General features: G+C 60.7%; 18 protein-coding genes and 1 tRNA gene. 8 read left to right on the top strand and 11 right to left on the bottom strand.

Annotated features, from left to right (window positions below; translation table 11 throughout):
• Positions 1–4: 4 nt before the first annotated feature.
• The 3 genes from VMA09_05295 to VMA09_05285 form a co-directional block, all read right to left on the bottom strand.
• Positions 5–442, bottom strand: coding sequence for a TA system VapC family ribonuclease toxin (locus VMA09_05295; GenBank protein HUA32998.1), 438 nt, complete (start codon positions 440–442; stop codon positions 5–7).
• Between the two features lie 308 nt (positions 443–750).
• On the bottom strand, positions 751–1,488 hold the full coding sequence (locus VMA09_05290) for an SDR family NAD(P)-dependent oxidoreductase (GenBank protein ID HUA32997.1): 738 nt from the start codon (positions 1,486–1,488) through the stop codon (positions 751–753).
• 11 nt (positions 1,489–1,499) lie between these two features.
• Positions 1,500–2,918 (bottom strand): FAD-binding oxidoreductase, encoded by a 1,419-nt coding sequence (locus tag VMA09_05285; protein ID HUA32996.1) that lies wholly within the window; start codon positions 2,916–2,918, stop codon positions 1,500–1,502.
• A 129-nt stretch (positions 2,919–3,047) separates the two neighbouring features.
• Between VMA09_05285 and VMA09_05280 the strand changes: the two genes are divergently transcribed.
• Positions 3,048–4,604: a carboxyl transferase domain-containing protein gene (locus tag VMA09_05280; protein ID HUA32995.1), complete on the top strand. Its 1,557-nt coding sequence runs from the start codon at positions 3,048–3,050 to the stop codon at positions 4,602–4,604.
• 243 nt (positions 4,605–4,847) lie between these two features.
• Here the strand turns inward: VMA09_05280 and ccrA are convergent, their stop codons facing one another.
• Entirely contained in the window at positions 4,848–6,095 is a 1,248-nt protein-coding gene (ccrA, locus tag VMA09_05275; GenBank protein ID HUA32994.1) for a crotonyl-CoA carboxylase/reductase, read from the bottom strand.
• A gap of 329 nt (positions 6,096–6,424) precedes the next feature.
• Here ccrA and VMA09_05270 point away from each other — a divergent pair, with 329 nt between their 5' ends.
• From VMA09_05270 to VMA09_05255, 4 genes are read left to right on the top strand one after another with little or no spacing between them, the layout of a single operon-like run.
• Positions 6,425–6,892, top strand: a complete 468-nt coding sequence (locus VMA09_05270) for a MaoC family dehydratase (protein ID HUA32993.1) — start codon at positions 6,425–6,427, stop codon at positions 6,890–6,892.
• 12 nt (positions 6,893–6,904) lie between these two features.
• Positions 6,905–8,071, top strand: a complete 1,167-nt coding sequence (locus tag VMA09_05265) for an acyl-CoA dehydrogenase family protein (GenBank protein HUA32992.1) — start codon at positions 6,905–6,907, stop codon at positions 8,069–8,071.
• 10 nt (positions 8,072–8,081) lie between these two features.
• A complete protein-coding gene (locus VMA09_05260; GenBank protein ID HUA32991.1) occupies positions 8,082–8,570 on the top strand; it encodes a MaoC family dehydratase in 489 nt (162 codons plus the stop codon).
• Positions 8,571–8,598: 28 nt separating this feature from the next.
• Positions 8,599–9,636: a CoA ester lyase gene (locus VMA09_05255; protein HUA32990.1), complete on the top strand. Its 1,038-nt coding sequence runs from the start codon at positions 8,599–8,601 to the stop codon at positions 9,634–9,636.
• On the opposite strand, the gene VMA09_05250 is transcribed toward VMA09_05255, so the two are convergent.
• Entirely contained in the window at positions 9,593–9,901 is a 309-nt protein-coding gene (locus VMA09_05250; protein ID HUA32989.1) for a hypothetical protein, read from the bottom strand. The two genes, VMA09_05255 and VMA09_05250, sit on opposite strands and share 44 nt — an antisense overlap.
• A gap of 154 nt (positions 9,902–10,055) precedes the next feature.
• On the opposite strand from VMA09_05250, the gene wrbA reads away from it, so the two are divergent.
• Both wrbA and VMA09_05240 read left to right on the top strand, forming a co-directional pair.
• On the top strand, positions 10,056–10,676 hold the full coding sequence (wrbA, locus tag VMA09_05245) for an NAD(P)H:quinone oxidoreductase (protein HUA32988.1): 621 nt from the start codon (positions 10,056–10,058) through the stop codon (positions 10,674–10,676).
• A gap of 93 nt (positions 10,677–10,769) precedes the next feature.
• Positions 10,770–11,606, top strand: a complete 837-nt coding sequence (locus tag VMA09_05240; GenBank protein HUA32987.1) for a hypothetical protein — start codon at positions 10,770–10,772, stop codon at positions 11,604–11,606.
• Between the two features lie 13 nt (positions 11,607–11,619).
• On the opposite strand, the gene argC is transcribed toward VMA09_05240, so the two are convergent.
• The 6 genes from argC to VMA09_05210 all read right to left on the bottom strand — a co-directional run bounded on the left by argC (position 11,620) and on the right by VMA09_05210 (position 16,647).
• Positions 11,620–12,675 (bottom strand): N-acetyl-gamma-glutamyl-phosphate reductase, encoded by a 1,056-nt coding sequence (argC, locus tag VMA09_05235; protein ID HUA32986.1) that lies wholly within the window; start codon positions 12,673–12,675, stop codon positions 11,620–11,622.
• A 103-nt stretch (positions 12,676–12,778) separates the two neighbouring features.
• Positions 12,779–15,013 (bottom strand): adenylate/guanylate cyclase domain-containing protein, encoded by a 2,235-nt coding sequence (locus tag VMA09_05230; protein HUA32985.1) that lies wholly within the window; start codon positions 15,011–15,013, stop codon positions 12,779–12,781.
• 309 nt (positions 15,014–15,322) lie between these two features.
• On the bottom strand, positions 15,323–15,724 hold the full coding sequence (rpsI, locus tag VMA09_05225) for a 30S ribosomal protein S9 (GenBank protein HUA32984.1): 402 nt from the start codon (positions 15,722–15,724) through the stop codon (positions 15,323–15,325).
• A 20-nt stretch (positions 15,725–15,744) separates the two neighbouring features.
• The gene (gene rplM, locus VMA09_05220) at positions 15,745–16,185 is read right to left on the bottom strand and encodes a 50S ribosomal protein L13 (protein HUA32983.1); all 441 of its coding nucleotides are present in this window, start codon (positions 16,183–16,185) and stop codon (positions 15,745–15,747) included.
• A gap of 30 nt (positions 16,186–16,215) precedes the next feature.
• A tRNA-Asp gene (locus VMA09_05215) sits at positions 16,216–16,293 on the bottom strand.
• A gap of 63 nt (positions 16,294–16,356) precedes the next feature.
• On the bottom strand, positions 16,357–16,647 hold the full coding sequence (locus VMA09_05210) for a pentapeptide repeat-containing protein (protein HUA32982.1): 291 nt from the start codon (positions 16,645–16,647) through the stop codon (positions 16,357–16,359).
• Positions 16,648–16,855: 208 nt separating this feature from the next.
• On the opposite strand from VMA09_05210, the gene VMA09_05205 reads away from it, so the two are divergent.
• A complete protein-coding gene (locus VMA09_05205) occupies positions 16,856–20,038 on the top strand; it encodes an efflux RND transporter permease subunit (protein ID HUA32981.1) in 3,183 nt (1,060 codons plus the stop codon).
• Positions 20,039–20,040: the final 2 nt, after the last annotated feature.

The raw sequence follows: 20,040 nt of genomic DNA, 5'->3' as shown, positions 1-20,040 counted from the left end.
CGTATCAGACTGCGATGAGGTGCAGGTTCTCCGGCATCGCGCCGCTTATAGCTCGAAGTGAAATCGCGGCGTCAAACGTGGCGAGCCTGCCTCGATTGGCGACTGACAGGGCAAGCAAGTAGACATCAGTTAATTGGCGATGACCGCGGATATGCTGCCATCTGAAGGTTTTTTCTTCGCGAACGCTCACCGAGTCGCTCCAGAAAACGTGGTGGCGCTCGGTGCAGAAAGCTCTGAGACGCGAGGCCGCATCTTCGGGAGTAGTGCGCGCACCAGGATAGGCGGGGTTTGCCAAGACCCGAATAAATGCGGTCTCGGTCATCGCGCACGTCGCCCACCGACGCTTGCGATTCAGTGCGAACCAGGCATGCGCCGCATCGTGATGCAGATGAGATGGATCGAACAGTGCGATGAGAACATTGACGTCCAGGAGTGCGATCAAAATGAACGCTAATCCTCGTCGCGAAGTCGGTTAACCGTTTCTAACGTAACCAGCGGTCCGTGTTTCCGAATCGGCAGGAGTGGAACGCCGTTGCGAACGCGAGACTTCCGTTCACTCGGCGCCAGCGCGCTGCGCACAAGATCGGAAATCACTCGTCCTGCTGTGGTGCCTCGTCTCGCGGCCAGCTCCTTAGCCGTCTGAAGAACGTCTTCATCGATATCAAGAGTGGTGCGCACAGGCTGAGCATCATGCATCACCCATCAGATGTCAAACACATCGACTGATCACTACGTCCTTGTTTGTCTTCGTTAGAAGCTGACGCGTTTGAATTGGCGCTCTGGGATGAGGCGCAGGGCGGTCATGATTGGGCGCCAGAACCACGGGACGAATACTACTTCGGATCGTTTGCGATAGGCGCGGTAAATTAGGTCGGCGGCTTTGTCGGGCGAGATGGAGAGCAGGGCGCCTTCGCGGCCCCAGGTCATCCGCGTGTCAACCGTGCCGAGCTTCACTGTCATCACGCGGACGTTCGTGTTGGCGAGACGGCCGCGCAGGCCTTGCGCGAAAAGATGCAGGGCGCCCTTGGCCGAGCCATAGACGTAGTTGCGCGCGCGGCCGCGCTCGCCGGCGACAGAGCCGATGACGATCATGAAGCCTTCGCCCTGGTTTTCCAGATGGCGCGCGACGAGCGTCATCAGCGATACGGCGCCGGTGAAGTTCTGGCTGATCGTCGCGAGCGCCGCGCGCGGATCGATCTGCGCCTGCTCTTCGTCGCCGAGCGTGCCGAAGCATACGACGACGCCGTCGAGTCCGCCGAGCCTGGCGACCGCCTCGCGCAGAAACTCTTCGTGCAAGCTGACGTCGGCCGCGTCGAACGTGCCCGCAAAAGTCTCGACGCCCGCGCGCACTGCAATATCATCGGCGACGCGCTGCGTTTCGTTGGCATCGCGCGAGGCGAGATAGAGCTGCGCACCGTCGGCCGCGAATCGTATCGCGAGCGCACGTGCGATCGGGCTGGTCGCGCCGAGAATCAGAACTTTAGCCATTGTGATTCATTCTAGTCGGGGTCGAGTCCCAGTCGCCGCGAGAGGCTCGACGAAAAGCGGCCCTCGGGATCCGCCGTGGCCTTGATTGACTGCCAGTTAGCAAAATTCGGGTACATCGCGCGGAAGATCTCGGGGCGCATCCGTGCGTCCTTGGCGAGATAGACCCTGCCGCCGCGCTTCAGCACCATCTCGTCGAGCTCGTCGAGGAATTGCAGGAGGCCGTCGGCGACCGGAAAATCGAGTGCCAGCGTGTAGCCCGGCATCGGGAAGGAGAGCATTCCGTCCTGCGCCCCGAATTTCTTGAGCACGGTGAGAAACGAGGCGCGGCGGCTGCGGCTGATCGCCTCGAGCACTTCGACGAGCCCGGCGCGGCTCTCAGCCAGCGGCCATACGCATTGATACTGCACGAAACCGCGCTTGCCGTAGATACGATTCCAGTTGCTGATCGAATCGAGCGGATAAAAGAACCATTCCCAGTCGAAAATCTTGTGCTGCGAAGGCCTGCTCGTCGCGTAAATCCCGGCGTTGAACGCCTTGACGGTGAGCGAGTTGAGGGTAAAACCCGGCAACGTGAACGGAACTGCGAGCGGCAACTTCGCCGGTGTGCGATAAGGGTCCTGCGCGGCGCGACGCTGCAGCATCGCGGGATCCGCGAAGTTACCGACATTCAGAGTGCATCGTCCGAGCGTTCCCTGGCCGCCGGCACAATCGATCCACGCGACCGAGTATGCGTACTGTGTATCGGTGCGCTCGAACGCTTCGAGCGCCTCGTCGAGATTGCGCGCGCGAATCAACTCGCCCGCGATCCACGCACTCGGAATCGATTGCAGGCGCAGCTCGACACCGAGGATCACGCCGGTGAGTCCCATGCCGCCGACAGTCGCCCAGAAGAGCTTCGCATTTTCCTCGCGCGAGCATCGCCGGATCTCGCCCGACGCGAGCATCAGATCGAAACTCGTGACGTGAGCGGCGAGCGACGACGCGCGATGGTGATTCTTGCCGTGAACGTCTGCGGCGATCGATCCGCCGAGCGTGACGAAGCGTGTGCCCGGCGTGACGGGCGGGAAGAATCCGCGCGGCATGAACACGTCGATGATTTCCGCGATCGTGACTCCCGCCTCGGCGCGTAGCATTCCTGTCGCCGCCTCGAACGAGAGCATCCGGTTCAGCCGCTCGATATTGACGACGCGATTCTGATCGTTAAGTGCGGCGTCGCCATACGCGCGGCCTGCACCGCGCGCGATCAAGCTCGTCGAGTTGGATGCGACGACAGCCTGCAACTCGGCGCGCTTCTCGGGCCGATAGATGTCGCTCTCGCCGCTCGGATAGCGGCCCCATCCGGTGAGAATTCCGTGATGAGCCTTGGGTGTGGCGAGAGCGGCCGTGCGTGGCCGATCGAAGGGGACGAGGTTGCTTGGTGCGGCGCTCATTTCAGTCACGATTAAAACTAACAGGAAGGACAGGTATGCGGAATGCAGTCGCGTAGCGCAGCAATCGCAAGGCGCCTCTTGCAGCGGGTTCTTCGACCGTGATTGTTAGAGAAACGAGGTCGAGCACGTATGTCGTGGGAAAAAGAAGTCGAAGAGATTCGCCGGCGCGAGGAACTCGCGCGCAACATGGGCGGCGCGGACAACATCAAGCGGCAGCACGACGGCGGCAAGCTCACGGTTCGCGAGCGCGTTGAGAAGCTGCTCGATCCCGGCACGTTCCACGAATACGGCGCGCTCGCGGGATCAACGAAATACGAGGGCGAGACGCTGGCTTCATTTTCTCCGGCAAATTTTGTCGGCGGGGTCGGGCGGATCAACGGACGCCGCGTCGCAGTCGGCGGCGACGATTTCACCGTGCGCGGCGGCGCCGCCGATGCCAACGTCGGAAACAAGCGCGGCTATGCGGAGCTGATCGCGCTCGAATTGCGGATGCCGATCATCAGGCTGGTTGATGGTACCGGCGGCGGTGGCAGCGTCAAGACCTTCGAGACGTCGAAGTACACCTACGTTCCCGCCAATCCCTCGTTCGACGTGCTGGTCAAACTGATGGCGGAAGTGCCCGTGATCGCGGGATGCATGGGCTCGGTCGCGGGGATCGGCGCGGCGCGCGTTGCAGCCTCGCATTTCTCGGTGATGGTGCGCGGCACGAGCCAGCTCTTCGTCGCGGGGCCTCCGGTCGTGAAATGGGGCACCAGCGAAGACCTCACCAAGGAGGAGCTAGGCGGTTCCGAGATTCACGCGCATCAGAGCGGCGCCGTGGACAACGAGGCCGAGAGCGAAGAGGACGCGTTCGCGCAGATCCGCCGCTTCCTTTCGTATCTGCCGCAGAGCGTGTGGCAATTGCCGCCGCGCACTTCGCCCAGCGACGATCCGAATCGCCGCGAGGAAGAGCTGATCTCGATCATCCCGCGCAATCGGCGCCAGGGTTACGACGCTCGCCAGGTTGTCGAGCTCATTGTCGATCGCGATTCGTTTTTCGAGATGGGGCAGTTCTTCGGCTCGTCGCTAATCACGGGCTTTGCGCGCCTCGATGGTTATCCCGTCGGCGTGATGGCCAACGATCCTTACTTCATCGCGGGCTCTCTGGATGCGGCGGCGTCGGACAAGATGGTCAAGTTCGTTGACCTGTGCGACACGTTCCATTTGCCGGTGGTGAATTTCGTCGATCAGCCGGGCTTTCTCATCGGGCGCGAAGCCGAGATGCAAGGCACGATTCGTCACGGCGTGCGCGCGCTTTACGCGGTATTCCAGACGATCACGCCGTGGGTCGCGATTATGGTGCGCAAAGCGTTCGGCGTCGCGGGCGCAGGTCATGGAATCACAACGGGGTTGAACTTCAGATACGCGTGGCCGTCGGCTGACTGGGGCTCGTTGCCGATCGAAGGCGGGATTGAAGCTGCCTACAAGCGCGATCTCGCGGCCAGCGCCGATCCTGAGAAGCTCCGCCGCGAGCTCGAAGAAAAGTTCAACGCCGTCCGCTCGCCGCTTCGCACGGCCGAGGCATTCGGCATCGAGGAAATAATCGATCCGCGCGACACGCGCCCGCTGCTAGTGGACTGGGTGCATCAGGCCTACGAAATAGTGCCAACGCAACTTGGCCCGCGCACCCGCACGATGCGCCCGTAGCGCTAACTAAAGGTTATCTATTCCGACCTTTATTCGTTCTGTCCCCTCTCCGTATCCTAGGAGAGGCCGAGGGAGAGGTTCAGCGCTGGAAGTTCAACGTGTGCAGCGTTTTCGAGCAGTTCTCGGCCAACCCTCACCCGGCGCCGCGGTGCGGCGCCGACCTCTCCCTGGTCAGGGAGAGGGGTTTCAGAGCAAGGGCTGCGAAACGGATGTTAACTGGTCGTTAGCGAGATTGCGCCGCTATCAGATGTCCTTCATGCCGAGCTTCGGGGCGCCTACGAGCGCGACCATCTTGCCTTCGGGGGCGCGGTTTTCGTGCATGGCCTGGTGGCATTCGCCGATGTCTTTGAACTCGTAGGTCTTGGCCAGGCACGGGTCGATCTTGCCGTCGAGCACGAGCTGGTTGAACGCGTATGACTGCTCGTCATTGGCGAAGTGCGAGCCTTGTAAACGCTTCTGGCGCATCCAGAGGTAGCGCAGATCGGCGACCGCGTTGTAGCCGGTGGTGCCCGCGCAGATCACGACCATCCCGCCGGTGTCGCAGACGAACACCGAGGTCGGAATCGTGTCTTCACCCGGATGCTCGAAGACCAGGCGCGGGCTCTTGCGCTCACCGACAACGTCCCAGATTGCTTTGCCGAATGCGCGGCACTCTGCCGCCCACTTGTTGTAGGCGTCGGTGTCCTTCCAGTGCGGCATCATGCCCCAATGCAGGTACTTCTTGCGATTGATGACGCCCTTGGCGCCGAGCTTCATGCAGAAATCAATCTTGCGATCGTCGCCGACGACGCCGACCGGGATCCCGCCCTCGGCGTTCACGATCTGGATCGCCATGCATCCGAGGCCGCCCGAGGCGCCCCAGATCAGCACGACGTCATCTTTGCGCACGGTATGCGGCGGCCATCCCATCAGCATCCGGAACGCTGTTGCTCCGACGAGCGTCGGCGCTGCAGCTTCTTCCCACGTGAGATGCGAGGCCTTGGGCATGCACTGATGCCCCTGCACGCGGGCGAACTGCGCGAAGCTGCCCCAGTTGGTTTCGTAGCCCCAAATCTTGAAGGTGGGATCGTACATCGGATCGTCGCCGGTGCGGGCGGCGTAACAATCGCTGTCCCAGGTGCCGCAATGGATAACGACACGGTCGCCGATCTTGACGTTCTTCACGTCGCGGCCGGCGGCGTACACGATTCCCGAAGCGTCGCTGCCGCCGATATGAAAATCCGACGCGTCGTACTTCGCCTTCTGCCGCGCTGCGATCACGTTGACCGGCGAGCCGAGCGCCGCCCACACGTTGTTGAAGTTGACGCCGGCCGCCATCACATAGACCAACACCTCGTCGGGCTTGAGCTCGGGCACTCCGATCCGTTCGACCTGGAAGGCGCGCTTGGGTTCGCCGAAACGCTCGGCGCGAATAACCTGCGCGTACATTTCCTTGGGAACGTGTCCGATGGGAGGCACTTCGCCGATCTCGTAGATGGTCTTTGTGCTCATGATTCAGTTGTTACCCGCAGGCGACTGGCGCCCGGTCTGGTTGGCTCCGGCCGGTATTTTGGATTTGCGACTCAAGCGGCGACGCAACTAGGTACCTGTTTGTTTGGGAATTCTCAATACCCTTCCAAGCGTTAGGTAGCCCGGCGCGCGAGGCAAGAGGCTCGGTTGACGCGCTGAAACTATTTCCATATTAAACGGGTTCGTCCGTGTCATCGACCCGGGCGTAGCGGCAAGGAATCGCCGCCAAAGCCCGATGCCGCGAGCCTTCGCTTCGTGCTCGGCGTCGAGCTAATATCCGGGGACCACTCAAAGAAGCCAGGCTAATTCATATGGCGGAGCGCAGAATCGAACGTGGCCATTATTATGAGGATTTCGCCGAAGGCCACCTCTTCAAGCATCACTGGGGCCGAACCGTTACCGAGGGCGACAACAGCTTCTTCACCTCGGTGACGATGAACTTCAATCCGATCTACTTCAATCGCGAGTATGCGCAAAGCCTCGGCTTCAAGAACGTCGTGGTCAATCACATGCTGGTGATGAACGTCGTTTTCGGGCTTTCGGTTGAGGATCTCAGCGAGCGCGCGATCGCGCATCTCGGCTACGAGAAGATGAAGTTCGGCGAGACGGTTTACCCCGGCGATACGATCACCTCGCAGTCGCTGGTGCTCAGCAAGCGCGATACTTCGCGGCCCGATCGCGGCGTCGTCAAGTTTCGCACCACCGGCTTCAACCAGCACGGCCGCGTCGTCCTCGAATACGAGCGCCCGGTTTTGATTCGCAAACGCAATCCCGCGTAGGAGTAACGCACGATGCCCCTTGTCAGTCCCGAGCATGAGGAGATTCGCCGCTCGGTCCGCGAGTTCGTCGAAGCCGAGGTCAAACCGATAGCCAACGACCTCGATCGCAACAACCAGGAAATTCCCGAGCACGTCCTCAAGAAGATGGCTGAGCTCGGCTACTTCGGCATCATCTTTCCCGAAGAGCAGGGCGGCATGGGCCTCGATTACATCGCCATGGCGATCGTGACCGAGGAGCTTTCGCGCGGATGGCTCTCCGTCGGCTCGGTGATGACGCGCAACGTGATCACCGGCACGCTCATCGCGGCCAACGGCACGGCCGAGCAGAAGAAGCGTTACATGCCGAAGATCTCGCGCGGCGAAATTCTGACCGCGGCCGCGTTCACCGAGCCCGACTCGGGCAGCGACACGGCTTCGTTCAAGACGCGCGCGGTGAAGCAGGGCGACGGCTACCTCATCAAGGGATCGAAGATGTGGTGCACGTTCGCCAATCGCGCGCAGATGCTGACCGTGATGACGCGTACCGATCCGGACGTATCGAAGCGTCACAAGGGACTGTCGCTGATCCTTTTCGAGAAGGAGCCGGGCGACGACTTCATGCCGCCGCAGCTGACAGGCTCACCGATCCCGACGATCGGCTATCACGGGATGCGCAGCTACGCGCTCCAGTTCGAAGACGCTTATGCGCCCAAGGAGAATCTGATCGGTGGCGAAGAGGGGCGCGGATTCTACCAGCTCATGTCCTCCTACGAGGCGGCGCGAATTCAGACGGCCGCGCGCGGCGTGGGAGTCGCGCAGGCGGCGTTCGAATGCGCGGTAAAATACGCGAAACAGCGCACGCAGTTCGGCCAGCCGATCGGCGACTTCCAGGTGATTCGTCACAAGCTCGCGCATATGGCGGTCGAAATCGAAGCCGCGCGTCAGCTCTGCTACTTCGCCGCATCGCAGAAGGATACGGGCAAGCGATCCGACTACGAGGCAGGCCTTGCCAAGGCATTTGCGGCCGAGATGGCCGAGCGTGTGACGCGCGAAGCGATGCAGGTGCATGGCGGCTACGGCTATTCGATGGAGTTCGAGGCGCAGCGCTTCTGGCGCGACGCGCGCGTGCTGTCGATCTTCGAAGGCACCAGCGAAATTCAGTACGAGGTCATCGGCCGGCGTATCATGGAGCAGAATTGAGGTCGCATCGATGAGTATCACCAGCGACGGCAGCTACTTCGAAGACTTCACCGTGGGCGACACGTTGATTCATCAGCGCGGCCGCACCATCACCGAGGCCGATAATCACAACTTCACCTCGCTCGTGATGAACACGGCGGAGCTGCACTACAACCAGGATTTGATCGACAAGAATCCCGGCGCATACGTCGGCGGCAAGCTGTTGGTGTACGGCGGCGTCGTGCTCGCCTTCACGGTTGGGCTCGCGTCGGAAGACACGAGCGAAAACGCGCTCGGCGAGGTCGAGATGGACAACGGGCGGCATACGAATCCCGTTTTCCACGGCGATACGATCTATGCCCAATCGACGGTGCTCGAAAAACGCGACGCCGAGCGTCCCGACGCGGGAATCGTGAAGTTCAAGCTGGTCGGCAAGAAGCCCGACGGCACCGTGGTCGTCGAAATCGAGCGCACCGTGCTGATCAAAAAGAAATCGCATTACGCCAACCCGGGAGTGTGACCGGGAGTCAATCGATCGGGAGATAACTATGTACGTTCTCGACAAAGGACAGCGCTTCGTAATTCCGCGCACCGAGATGACCTATCCAGGTCACAGCATGAAATTGCATCAGAATGCGGCCGACGCGCAGAAATCGCCGGTCGATCACGTGATGGCGGATTTCGAAGACGCCTGCCCCTACGAGTTCAAGGGCGAGAAGAGCCGCAAGATTATGGTCGAGGCGATGAACACGCTCGACTTCGGCAAGAAGGTCGTGACCATTCGCCCCAACAACATCCACTCGAAGTTTTTCAAAGGCGACATGGAAGCGATCATGCTCGGCGCGCCGAACCGCTTCCACGGTATCATGCTGCCCAAGACGCGCGGTCCCGAGGAGATTCGCGAAGTCTCGAAGCTGCTCGACGATCTCGAAAAGCGCGGCGGATGGACCTACCGCGTGCAGATCGAGTCGCTGATCGAGACGCCGCACGCGGTGGTGAAGGCGTATGACATCGCGACCGCCTCGGATCGCATGTGCGGGCTCGTGTTTGGAATCGCCGACTATGCCGCCAACCTCGGTATCCGCGAGATCGTCGATAATCAGAACCAGAATTTTCACTACTCGAAGCAGGCAGTCGTCGTTGCCGCGAAAGCCGCGGGACTGCATGCGGTTGACAATGTGTTTCTGCGCCTGTGGCGCAAGGAAGATTCGCCCGAGCGCGTCGCCGATCTGCAGAAGCAGCTGCGCGACAAGAACACCGGCTCTGCGAATCTCGGCATGGACGGCACCTGGGTGATTCATCCGCAGCAGGCCGAGATCGCGAATAGCTGTTACTCGCCGACGCAGGAACAGATCGACGAAGCGCGCCGCGTCGTGAAGCTCTACCACGAGAAGGGGGGCGGCTCGATGGCCGATCCCAAGTCCGGCGAGATGATCGACGAAGCGACGATCAAGATCGCGCTGATGGACCTCGCCAAGGGCGCACAGGGCGGAGTCGTGAGCGATGCCGAGCTCCGCGAATGGTCAGCCAAGAGCCGCGACATTACAGGCTACGACATCCTCGAGCTGATGCGCCGAGTCGCGTAAGCATCGAGCAAATCTGCAAGCGAAGAAGGCCGCGAGCGCAAGCCGCTCGCGGCCTTCGTGTTTTCGGTCTTAAGAGCGTGACGTTGGGGCAGTTCTGACCTTTGGCTTTCGCCAGCAGTTTGTCGAGTTCGCGGCTGATGTCGTCGGTGGCTTTCAGCAATATGTCGAGGCTTCGATCCAACGTTTCGGGATCGATGTTGCGGTTGGTTTGATGAAGATCGGCGAAGGACTGCAGCTTCTTCTGATTTTCGCGAGTCTTCTTCACGAGTTCCGCCAGCCGTTCTCGTCCAGTCTGTAGCTGTGAGACTCGCGTGCCTTGGCTAGACACTCAATAGTAAGATGGACGATCCGCTGGAGTTTGTCCCTGAGAGACAGTTATCAAAGCATTGCGGCCGCGCCGGTAACGAGGTGATCTTTTCATGAGCGCGAAAATTCTGATCGTCTTCTACAGCATGTATGGACATATTCATCGCATGGCTGAGGCTGTCGCCGAGGGGGCGCGCGAGGTTGCTGGCGCGGAGGTCACGCTGGCGCAGGTTGCTGAATTGGTGCCTGATGCAGTCCTCGAAAGATCAGGCGCGAAGAAGGCACGCGCGGCTTTTGCGCATATTGCAGTCGCGACGGTCGAGGACCTCGAGCACGCCGATGCGATTATCGTCGGCACGCCGACGCGCTTCGGCAATATGTGCGCGCAGATGCGCAACTACTTCGATCAAACCGGCGGCTTGTGGGCGCAGGGCAAGCTGGTCGGCAAGGTCGGCAGTGTATTCACCAGTACCGGGACGCAGCACGGCGGGCAGGAGACGACGATCGTGAGCGTGCATGCGACGATGCTCCATCACGGGATGATCATCGTCGGCGTTCCCTACACGGCGCGAGGCTTGAGCAACATGAGTGAGATCACCGGCGGAAGCCCATACGGTGCGTCGACGCTGGCCGCATCGGACGGCAGCCGACAGCCCAGCGCGAATGAGCTGGAGATCGCGCGCTTCCAAGGCCGCCATGTCGCGGATGTCGCGCGCCGCCTCAAGGCTGCATGACCAGCAGTCAGGTTGCAGAAATCGCGCGGCGCGGAGGGTATCCTCTGGGATGCTTTGACGTTCGGCAGGAAAGCGGCACGACGCTCTGCGAGGGTGGCGATAATCGCCACTCTTGCGATGCTGGCGAATTCGCGGGTCGCGCACGCTGATCCTACGCCGCGCAGCTACGTCGGAAATTTCCTTGGCTACAACGCGGAGCCGGCAGACTACTTTTCGCTGCAGGGATCGGAGAGCAGCGGTCTCACCGCGGCCTCGGGTTACCTCGAAAAAAGAATCTCCCTCGAGTCGAGCATTTCGATCTTCGGAGGTGCGCAGCGCTACGACGGTCTCGGGGGCAACGGCTGGAACAATATCGAAATTTCTTACAAGCACATCATCCTCGATTTGCGCGACCAGGAGCTGCTGCTCTCGCTGGCGCCCAGTCTGGAAATACCGGTCGGCGATCCGAGCGTATCCGAAACGCATCCGCGCGGCGGTCTGGATTTTCTTTATGAGAAGGGCTTCGCCGGACTGCCCGAGTCGCTCGCTCCGTTGCGGGCATTTGCGATGGAGGGCGATTTCTACTGGGATTCGAAGCTGAGCGGGGCGCGCGACGATCTCATCTTCACCAACGCCGAGCTCGAGTACTCAATCGAGTATCTCAATGAAAACGTGATGCACGTTACGTCGAACGATTTCTTTCGCTATCTCACGCCGCACATCGACTTTGACTACGCGCAGTATTTCAGCGCGCATCGCAATACATCGTATCCTGACTTTGAGCTGACGCCGGCCGTTGCGTGGCTCAACTCGACCTTCGAAGTGAATCTCGGCACGCAAATCGCGCTGAATCCCGCGTCGTCATCGACCGGCTCAGTGGGCTTCGTGTGGCTGGTGGGCGTATCGCTCGATCAGATCTGGAAGGGCTTCGGCTGGACGCCGTTTAAATGAACGGGCCAAATTCCTACGGCACCGGGGCGACGTTGAGCAGGCCGGCGGCTTCGTCGAAGCCGAGCATCAGGTTCATGTTCTGAATCGCCTGACCGGCTGCACCCTTGCCGAGATTGTCGATCGCCGTGATCACGAGGAGCGTGTCTGTTCTGCGATCGAGTGTGTAGGACATCTCGCAGAAATTCGTCGCACGCACGTTTTTGATCTCGGGCAATTCGCCGGGCTTCAGGATCCGCACGAAACGCGATTTCGCGAAACTCGCTTCGAACGCAGCGGCGACATCAGCCTCAGTCGTGCCGGCGCGCGGGCGCATGAAGATCGACGACAAGATTCCGCGCGTCACCGGCAACAGATGCGGCACAAACATGATCGCGACATCGCGTCCGAGCGCCGCGCTGATCTCCTGTTCCATCTCGGGCGTATGCCGATGGTTGCCCACCTTGTAGGCGCGAAAGTTCTCGTTGACCTCGGCGAAAAGCTGTTCGACGGCAGCCGCGCGACGCGCGCCAGTGGTGCCGGATTTCGAATCGATAATGATCGATGATGGTTCAATCAGATCGCGCTTGATCAGGGGCAGCAGCGCCAGCAGCGCCGCGGTCGGAAAGCATCCGGGATTTGCGACCAGGCGCGCCTCGCGAATCTGGCTGCGATGAAATTCAGTGAGACCGTAAACCGACTCTCGCAGCAGAGCGGGCGCCGGATGGTCGACGCCATATGTCGCACGGTACTGCGCTGGATCGTTGAGGCGAAAATCCGCGGAGAAGTCGATGACCTTGACGCCCTCGAGCACGAGCTCGGCGAGCATCGCGGTCGCAGTCTTCTCCGGCAGGCACGACAGGACAACGTCGCAGCGGCCGCGCAGCAGGTCGGGGCGGAGCTCCTCGAAAGGCGGCAGGTCGATACCCGCCATGTGATGGTAAAGGTCAGCGACTTCGCGGCCCGCGTAGTTGCGCGAGCTGAGCACGCTGATTTCGACAAACGGATGGCCCGCGAGAATCCGGACTGCTTCGATACCCGAGTAACCGGACGCCCCGACTACGGCCACTCTGATCTTGTCATGCGACGCCATCGAGATTTTCCCGCCACTTCCTGCAGTTAGGGTTTGATGTGAGGATTTAACCGCGACAAAATCCAAGTATCACGAAATCATCGGTGACGCCACGTTTCGCCCGTCACTTCGTATCGAACTCGAACACCATCTCGCTCGGCGCAGTTTCCGCATCGGCGCCCAGCTTCTCAAGGTACAGCCGCACGACTTCGTCGTTGGGTCGTTCATTGTGCAATGCGAAGAGTTCGTCGCGCGCCTTCGTCGCGGCGCCGTCATGGATCAGATTGATCACAGATGCGAACCGATTGTAGAAGCCGGGCTCGACGCCGTCGCCCTCGTGGCCCGCGACTTCGACGACGGGAACCGCCTGCTCCTTGCCCTTGACCTTGACCAGACCGAGCTCGCGCGCAACATAACCACCGCGCGAATCGGTGAGCGTCAGCTTGCTTACCAGCAGATGCACTTTGAAATGCCGCGTCAGACCTTCGAGGCGCGAAGCGAGATTCACCGTGTCGCCGATCACCGAATAATCGAAACGATTTGCGCCGCCGAAGTTGCCGACGATCGCTTCGCCGGTCGCGATCCCGATCCCGATGTCGATGTCCTTGAAGCGCGGATCGTTTTTTCTGAGCGCGTTGAGCTCGGTGAGCATCGCGAGCGCCGAATCGATCGCCGCGCCGGCGTGATTCGGCACCGCGATCGGCGCGCCCCAGAAGGCCATGATGCCGTCGCCACGAATTTTGTCGACGACGCCGCCGCTCTCCAGAATGCGATCGGTCATCTTCGTCATGTAATCGTTGAGCAGCGCGACCAGCGCGGCCGGATCGGTTTTCTCGGAAAGGCCGGTGTAGTTGACGATATCGGCGAAAAGAATCGTGAGAATTTTTCGCTCGCCACCGAGCTTGAGACCGCCGGGCTGCTCGACGAGAGACGCGATGATATCGGGATGCAGGTAATGTTCGAACGCGTGTCGCAAATAAGCTTTCTCGCGACCCTCTGTCACGTAGCGATAACTGACGAGCGCCAGATACGTCAGCGTGAGAGTCGCGAGCGGAAACACGACGCCGATCACTTCGCCGGTCGCATTCAATCGATGCTGGGCGAAGGCGAAGTAGCCAATACCGAGCAGCACCGCGGCGATCAATGACGCGACGGCTGAAACGGTTCCGGCGGCGATCGCGATCGCCATCCCGAGGATCGCAGCGCCAGCATATTCGATCGTCGGCTCGTGCGGCTCGAAGATGAAATCGCCCTTCAGCACGTCGTCGATCGCGGTTGCGTGAATCTCGACGCGAGGCATCTCGTCGTCGACCGGGGTTACGCCGCGATCGCCGAGGCCAGTCGCGGTCAGGCCGATGATCACGATCTTGTTCGCGAGCAGCTCGGGCGCAATCTTGTGGTGGATGATGTCGGAGATCGAATAGTAGGGGAACGTGCCGCGCGGACCGCGGAACTTGAGCAGCATGTGCCCGGCCAGATCGACTGGAATCTCGACGTCCGCGATACGAACTTTCTCAACGCCGAACTCGCCAACGTTAAGTTGCAGCGGCGCATCGCCGGCGGCGGCTTTGGCAACCGCAAGAAAAAGCGGCGCGCAATAAAGTCCGCCGAATTTGATCGCCGTGTACTCGGAGCGGATCGCGCCGTCGAGATCGTGATCGACATTTACGAACGCGATCGATTTTGCCGCCTCGTTGAGCTGCGGAATCGGCGGCAGATACTCGCGCGCCGAGAATGGAGTCAGCGCGTGCGGTTGCTCGTTGACAATATTGTAAAAGAGCGGACCCGGCATGCGAATTTGTTCGAGTGAACCTTTGACGTGTGTCTGGTCGGCGGCGGCGCCGTTCTCGGAATAAATGTTTTCGAAGTAGTAGCTCAGAATCGTATTGCCCTGCGCTTTGATCGAAGCGGCAAGAGCTTCGTCGCCGCTCGTCCCGACGGCAGCCTTGATTGCGTCGAGCTTGAGTCCGTCGGCCTTGAGATGATCGGCGATAGCGGACCGTGTGATGTCGTTTTCGTCGCGCTCGGAGAAGAGCACGTCCGAGGCGACGATCAGCGCTTTGTAGTCGTTAAGCGCGCTGATGAGCTGGCCCATGACGCTGCGCGGCCAGATCCATTGGCCTAATTCGGCGATCGATTTGTCGTCGATGGCCGCAATCGCGACTTCGCCGCTCGGCGGCGCGATCTTGCCGGAGTACATCCGGACGTCGAAGGCCTTCAGCTCGAGGAACTCGAAGGCACGCGGAAAGCGTCCGTGCGCAACGAAGACGAGCACGACCACGAGCAGGCCAAGCGCGATCGTGCGCTTATGCCCGCGAACACGAACCGCAGTCACACGCCTGGTCGTTTTTCCCGCCATAGCGAACCCGTCGAGCTTAGCGCAGCCTCGGTTGATGCGCTAATCGCGGCCCTCGCTGGATCACGGTGAGGCAAATCTCGTTTCGCGAAAGTAGAGCGGCGCAGGAAAATATTACGACTAAGGCACGAAGGCACTAAGGCAAAGGCAGCAGGATGAGGATGCGGGCTGCGCCCTTCCGATTTTTCTTTGTGTCTTTGTGCTCTTCGTGGTGAGTGTTTTTTCTTGCCTTAATTTGACGTCGGCGTTGCAAAGAAAAAGAGGCGCGGGATTTCTCCCGCGCCTCTTGATGATCTCGAAACGGACAGCGCGTTAGCGCTTGGAGTATTGCGGCCGCTTGCGGGCTTTGTGATGGCCGTATTTTTTGCGCTCGACCTCGCGCGGGTCGCGCGTCAGCATCCCGTTTTTGCGCAGGGGCGGGCGCAACGCGTCTTCGGTCGCATCGACCAGAGCACGTGAGATGCCAAGACGCACCGCGTCGGCCTGTGCCGCGGTGCCGCCGCCCTCGACGCTCGCGAAGACGTCATACTGGCCCGTCGTTTCCGTGACCTCGAAAGGCTCCAGAATTCGCATACGCGAGGTGTCGCGCGGAAAGTAGTCGTTGAGCGTGCGCTCGTTGATAACGATCGTGCCCGAGCCGGGCAGCAGGCGGACTCGCGCTACCGCAGTCTTGCGGCGGCCAGTGGCCCAGATGATGTTCTTTTTTTCTGGCATCTAACGTCCCGTCTCGTTGATCAGACTGTTGCCTGCTCAGGCTTTTGCGCCGCGTGAGGATGCTCCGCGCCGCGATAAATCTTGAGCTTGGTGAAGAGCGCGCGGCCGAGCCGATTCTTCGGCAGCATCCCGCGCACCGCGTTCTCGATGAGGCGCTCCGGCTTCGATTCGAGCAGCTTGCCCGCGGTCGTCGAGCGGATACCGCCCGGGAACGTGGTGTGGCGATGATAAACTTTGTCGATAGTCTTGGCGCCAGTGAGCTTGACCTGGGCCGCATTGATCACGACGACAAAGTCGCCGGTGTCCTCGTGCGGTGTGTAGTCCGGACGATGCTTACCACGCAGGATACTTGCGGCGCGCGACGCCACGCGGCCAAGCGACTTTTCCGTCGCGTCGATCACGACCCATTTGCGGTCGCGGAGCGCGCTCTCGCGCGATGCGCTCCTGGTCTGTTCAGTCAGCTTCAAGTTGGTGCACCCAAAGTAAAATTTTGGCGGGGCCGATGGGATTTGAACCCACGACTTCCGACGTGACAGGCCGGCGTTCTAACCGGGCTGAACTACGACCCCGCCTGAACCATCCTTTGTTACATGTTCCGGCCCGCGGAGCAACATGGCGGGCAATGAGACTGCTTAGATCGAGGCATTCCGCTCGCGCGCATCTCTTATCAGGTCGGCGATGTTCCAGCCGAAGATCGTGAGGCCGGTAATGTTGGCGTCTTCGATGCTGACGTCGGCTAAGCTGACGTTGCGAAGCTTCGAGCCTTTGAAGTTGATGTCGGTGAACGACGCTTCCTGCATGTTCACGCCCTTGAACCGCGACTGCGACAGATTGACGTCATCGAACTCAGCCTGTGCGAGGCCGCATCCCGTGAACTTGGCGCCGATCATCAGTTCCTGACTGAAATTTCTGGCTTCACTCATCCTCTTCTGACTCCCTTCGAGAGCAACAATATAGGGATTCGAAATCGATGCCGCCACGCCGCTCCGATTGAGGATCGCCGATGGCGCCAGAGGCGAAGAATCTTGCCTCGACGGTCTCGACGCCATAATCTGTGCTCCAGTCACGGTTGTGTATTGAACCTGCGTAACTTGAGCCGCTAAAAGCGACGCCTAACATCGCCACGCTGTTATGTGGATAGTCCGATTAGCGCTGCGCCGGCCACTGTCGGTGGCTGTCATGGCGCTCCTGATGCTCGTCCTCGGGGTGTTGTCGTTCTCTCTGATGAACGTTGACATCTTCCCGTCGATCGACCTGCCGGTAGTGCTCGTGGTTTGGAACTATCCCGGCTTGTCGGCCTTCGACGTCGAGCGCCGGATGGTGTTCATCAGCGAGCGCGCATATTCGACGACCGTCAACGGCATCGAGCATATCGAGTCTGAATCGATCAACGGGCTCGGAATCTTAAAGGTTTACTTTCAGCCTGGATCGGATATCGGCGCCGCGATCGCGCAGATCAACGCGGTCTCCGAAACGATCCTGAGTAACCTGCCGCGCGGTATTCAGCCGCCGCAGATCATCTCGTATAACGCCGCCAACGTTCCCGTCGCGCAGCTCAACGTTTACAGCACGACGCTCACGACCAACCGGCTGTTCGACTACGGCCTCAACTTCATTCGTATCCAGCTCTTTACGATTCCGGGATTCTCGTCGCCCGCGCCGCTCGGTGGCGTGAGCCGGGAGGTGATGGTCAATCTCCATCCGACGGCGCTCTACGCCAACGGTCTGTCCGCTTACGATATCGGCAACGCTCTTGCCAACACCAACGTAGTCATCCCGTCAGGCACCGCCAAGATGGGCAACTACGAGTACGACGTTGACATCAACATGAGCGTGCCCAAGGTCAAGGACTTCAACGCACTGCCCATCAAGGTCCAAAACGGCGTGCCGGTTTTCCTTGGCGACGTCGCGCCGGTGACGGATTCGCATCCGCCGCAGACCAACGTGGTGCGCGTCGACGGCAACCAGGCCACCTACCTGATGGTGATCAAGCACGCCGATGCGTCGACGATCAAAGTCGTCGATGCGGTGCGCAACAAGATCCCGGAGATCAGGGCGACGGCGCCCAAGGGGCTCAACGTCTCGCTCTCGTTCGATCAGTCGAAGTTCGTGCGCGCCGCGCTCTGGGAGGTCGTGCAGGAGGCGGTCACCGCCGCGCTTCTGGTTGCGATCATGGTGCTGGTCTTCCTCGGCTCGCCGCGCAGCATGATCATTGTCATCACCTCGATTCCGCTGTCGATTCTGACTGCGATAGTCGCGCTCAAGCTGACCGGGCAGACGATCAACACGATGACGCTCGGCGGAATCGCGCTCGCGGTCGGAATGTTGGTCGACGATGCCACCGTCGAAATCGAGAATATCCATCGCAACCAGGCGATGCATAAGCCGCTGCTGGTCGCGATCCTCGACGGCGCGAGCCAGATCGCGACGCCGACCTTCGTCGGCACGCTCTCGATCTGTATCGTGTTCTTCCCGGTCGTGTTGCTGACCGGAGTTGCGCGCTTTCTGTTCACTCCGCTCGCGCTCGCAGTCGTGTTCGCGATGCTCACGTCGTACCTGCTTTCGCGGACGCTGGTTCCGACGATGGCGCGGTATTTATTGCCGGAGAATCACGAGGAACACGCCGGTAGCGGCCGATGGGGCCGCTTTGCGCACACGTTCGACAATGGCTTCAACCGCGTCCGCGACGGCTATCGCAATTGGCTCGCCGCCTTCATCGCGCGCCGCACTCTCTCGCTCTTATGCGTGGCACTGCTGATCCTGGTCTCGATCACGCTTGCGTTCGTAGTTGGGCAGGATTTTTTCCCGCGGGTTGACGCCGGCATGATGCGGCTCCATGTGCGGGCGCCGACCGGCACGCGTATCGAGCACAGCGAGCTCATAGTCGATGACATCGATCGCGCGATTCGCAAGGTTATTCCCCCCGGCGAGCTCGAGAGCATCAGCGACAATATCGGCTTGCCCATCTCATACGACCTGGCGTTTTATCAGACCGACAGTATCGGCCCGATGGATGCCGACATCCTGATTCAGCTCAAACCCAAGCACGAGCCGACCGCCATGTACGAGGATCGCATCCGGCACGCGCTCGCCCAGCAATTTCCCAACGTGACCACCTATTTCCAGGCCGCCGATATCGTCAGCCAGGTGCTGAACTTCGGCTTGCCCGCCGCCATCGACGCGCAGATCAACGGCAACGATCTCAACAAGGATTACAAACTTGCGGCTCAGCTGGCGCGCCAGATGAAGGTGATTCCCGGCGTCAGCGACCTGCGCATCCAGGAGCCGCTCGATTATCCCGCGTACAAGGTCGAGGTCGATCGTTCGAAGGCGCTCGAGATGGGAATTACGCAGCAGCAGGTCGCGTCGAGTCTGCTCGCTTCTCTCTCCGGCGCGGCGCTGCTCCAGCCGAACTTCTGGCTCGATCCGATAAGCGGCGTTAACTACCAGGTCGTCGCGCAGGCACCGCAGCATCTTATTGATTCGATCGGCGCGCTCTCGAACATTCCGCTCAGCACTCCGCAAATCGACGGCACGCCGAGTCAGGCGCAGTTGCTCGGCAATATCGCGGCGATTCACCGCGATATCGACCCCGCGATGATCGCGCACTACACCGTGCAGCGCGTGATCGACGTCGATTGCGCCGTAACCGGTCGCGACCTCGGCAGCGTGACCAAGGACGTTCAGCGCGAGATCGCAAGGTTGGGGAAATTGCCGCCCGGCACGCACGTTGTAATTCGTGGCCAGAGTCAGGCGATGAATGATTCGTTCCGCACCCTCGGCGAGGGAATCGTCTTGGCCGTTGTACTCGTCTATCTGTTGATGGTCGCGAATTTTCAGTCGTGGCTCGAGCCGTTCATCATCATGATGGCAGTGCCGGGCGCGCTCGCGGGCGTTCTGTGGATGCTCGCGGTTACCGGCACAACGATCAACGTCGAGTCGCTGATGGGCTCGATCATGGCGGTCGGCGTCGGCGTCGCAAATGGCAACCTGCTGATCACGTTCGCCAATGAACTGCGCGAAGAGGGCTATAACCCGGTTGCGGCGGCGATCGAAGCAGGGCGCATTCGCTTCCGCCCGATCATCATGACCGCGATGGCGATGATCCTCGGCATGTTGCCGATGGCGTTGTCGCTCGGCGAGGGCAGCGAGCAAAACGCACCGCTCGGCCGCGCCGTTATCGGCGGCCTTATCGCGGCGACTGCGATGACGCTGTTCGTGGTGCCGGCAGTCTACTCAATCTTCAGCCGCAGCCTGATGGGCAAGCACGAGCGCGACGCCGAGATCGAGGCGATCGGGCTGCCGGGCGCATAGTT

It is taken from the genome of Candidatus Binataceae bacterium (genome assembly GCA_035508495.1).
Taxonomy (GTDB): Bacteria; Desulfobacterota; Binatia; order Binatales; family Binataceae; genus JASHPB01.
Note: the sequence above shows the minus strand (reverse complement) of the source record. Positions and strands in the feature narration are given on the sequence as shown.

Coding starts and splice junctions, on each gene's coding strand:
- VMA09_05265 (HUA32992.1), top strand. CDS start 6,905: ATGCCCCTTGTCAGTCCCGAGCATGAGGAGATTCGCCGCTCGGTCCGC.
- rpsI (HUA32984.1), bottom strand. CDS start 15,724: ATGCCAGAAAAAAAGAACATCATCTGGGCCACTGGCCGCCGCAAGACT.
- wrbA (HUA32988.1), top strand. CDS start 10,056: ATGAGCGCGAAAATTCTGATCGTCTTCTACAGCATGTATGGACATATT.
- VMA09_05285 (HUA32996.1), bottom strand. CDS start 2,918: ATGAGCGCCGCACCAAGCAACCTCGTCCCCTTCGATCGGCCACGCACG.
- VMA09_05230 (HUA32985.1), bottom strand. CDS start 15,013: ATGGCGGGAAAAACGACCAGGCGTGTGACTGCGGTTCGTGTTCGCGGG.
- VMA09_05290 (HUA32997.1), bottom strand. CDS start 1,488: ATGGCTAAAGTTCTGATTCTCGGCGCGACCAGCCCGATCGCACGTGCG.
- argC (HUA32986.1), bottom strand. CDS start 12,675: ATGGCGTCGCATGACAAGATCAGAGTGGCCGTAGTCGGGGCGTCCGGT.
- VMA09_05260 (HUA32991.1), top strand. CDS start 8,082: ATGAGTATCACCAGCGACGGCAGCTACTTCGAAGACTTCACCGTGGGC.
- VMA09_05280 (HUA32995.1), top strand. CDS start 3,048: ATGTCGTGGGAAAAAGAAGTCGAAGAGATTCGCCGGCGCGAGGAACTC.
- ccrA (HUA32994.1), bottom strand. CDS start 6,095: ATGAGCACAAAGACCATCTACGAGATCGGCGAAGTGCCTCCCATCGGA.
- VMA09_05205 (HUA32981.1), top strand. CDS start 16,856: ATGTGGATAGTCCGATTAGCGCTGCGCCGGCCACTGTCGGTGGCTGTC.
- VMA09_05255 (HUA32990.1), top strand. CDS start 8,599: ATGTACGTTCTCGACAAAGGACAGCGCTTCGTAATTCCGCGCACCGAG.
- VMA09_05210 (HUA32982.1), bottom strand. CDS start 16,647: ATGAGTGAAGCCAGAAATTTCAGTCAGGAACTGATGATCGGCGCCAAG.
- VMA09_05270 (HUA32993.1), top strand. CDS start 6,425: ATGGCGGAGCGCAGAATCGAACGTGGCCATTATTATGAGGATTTCGCC.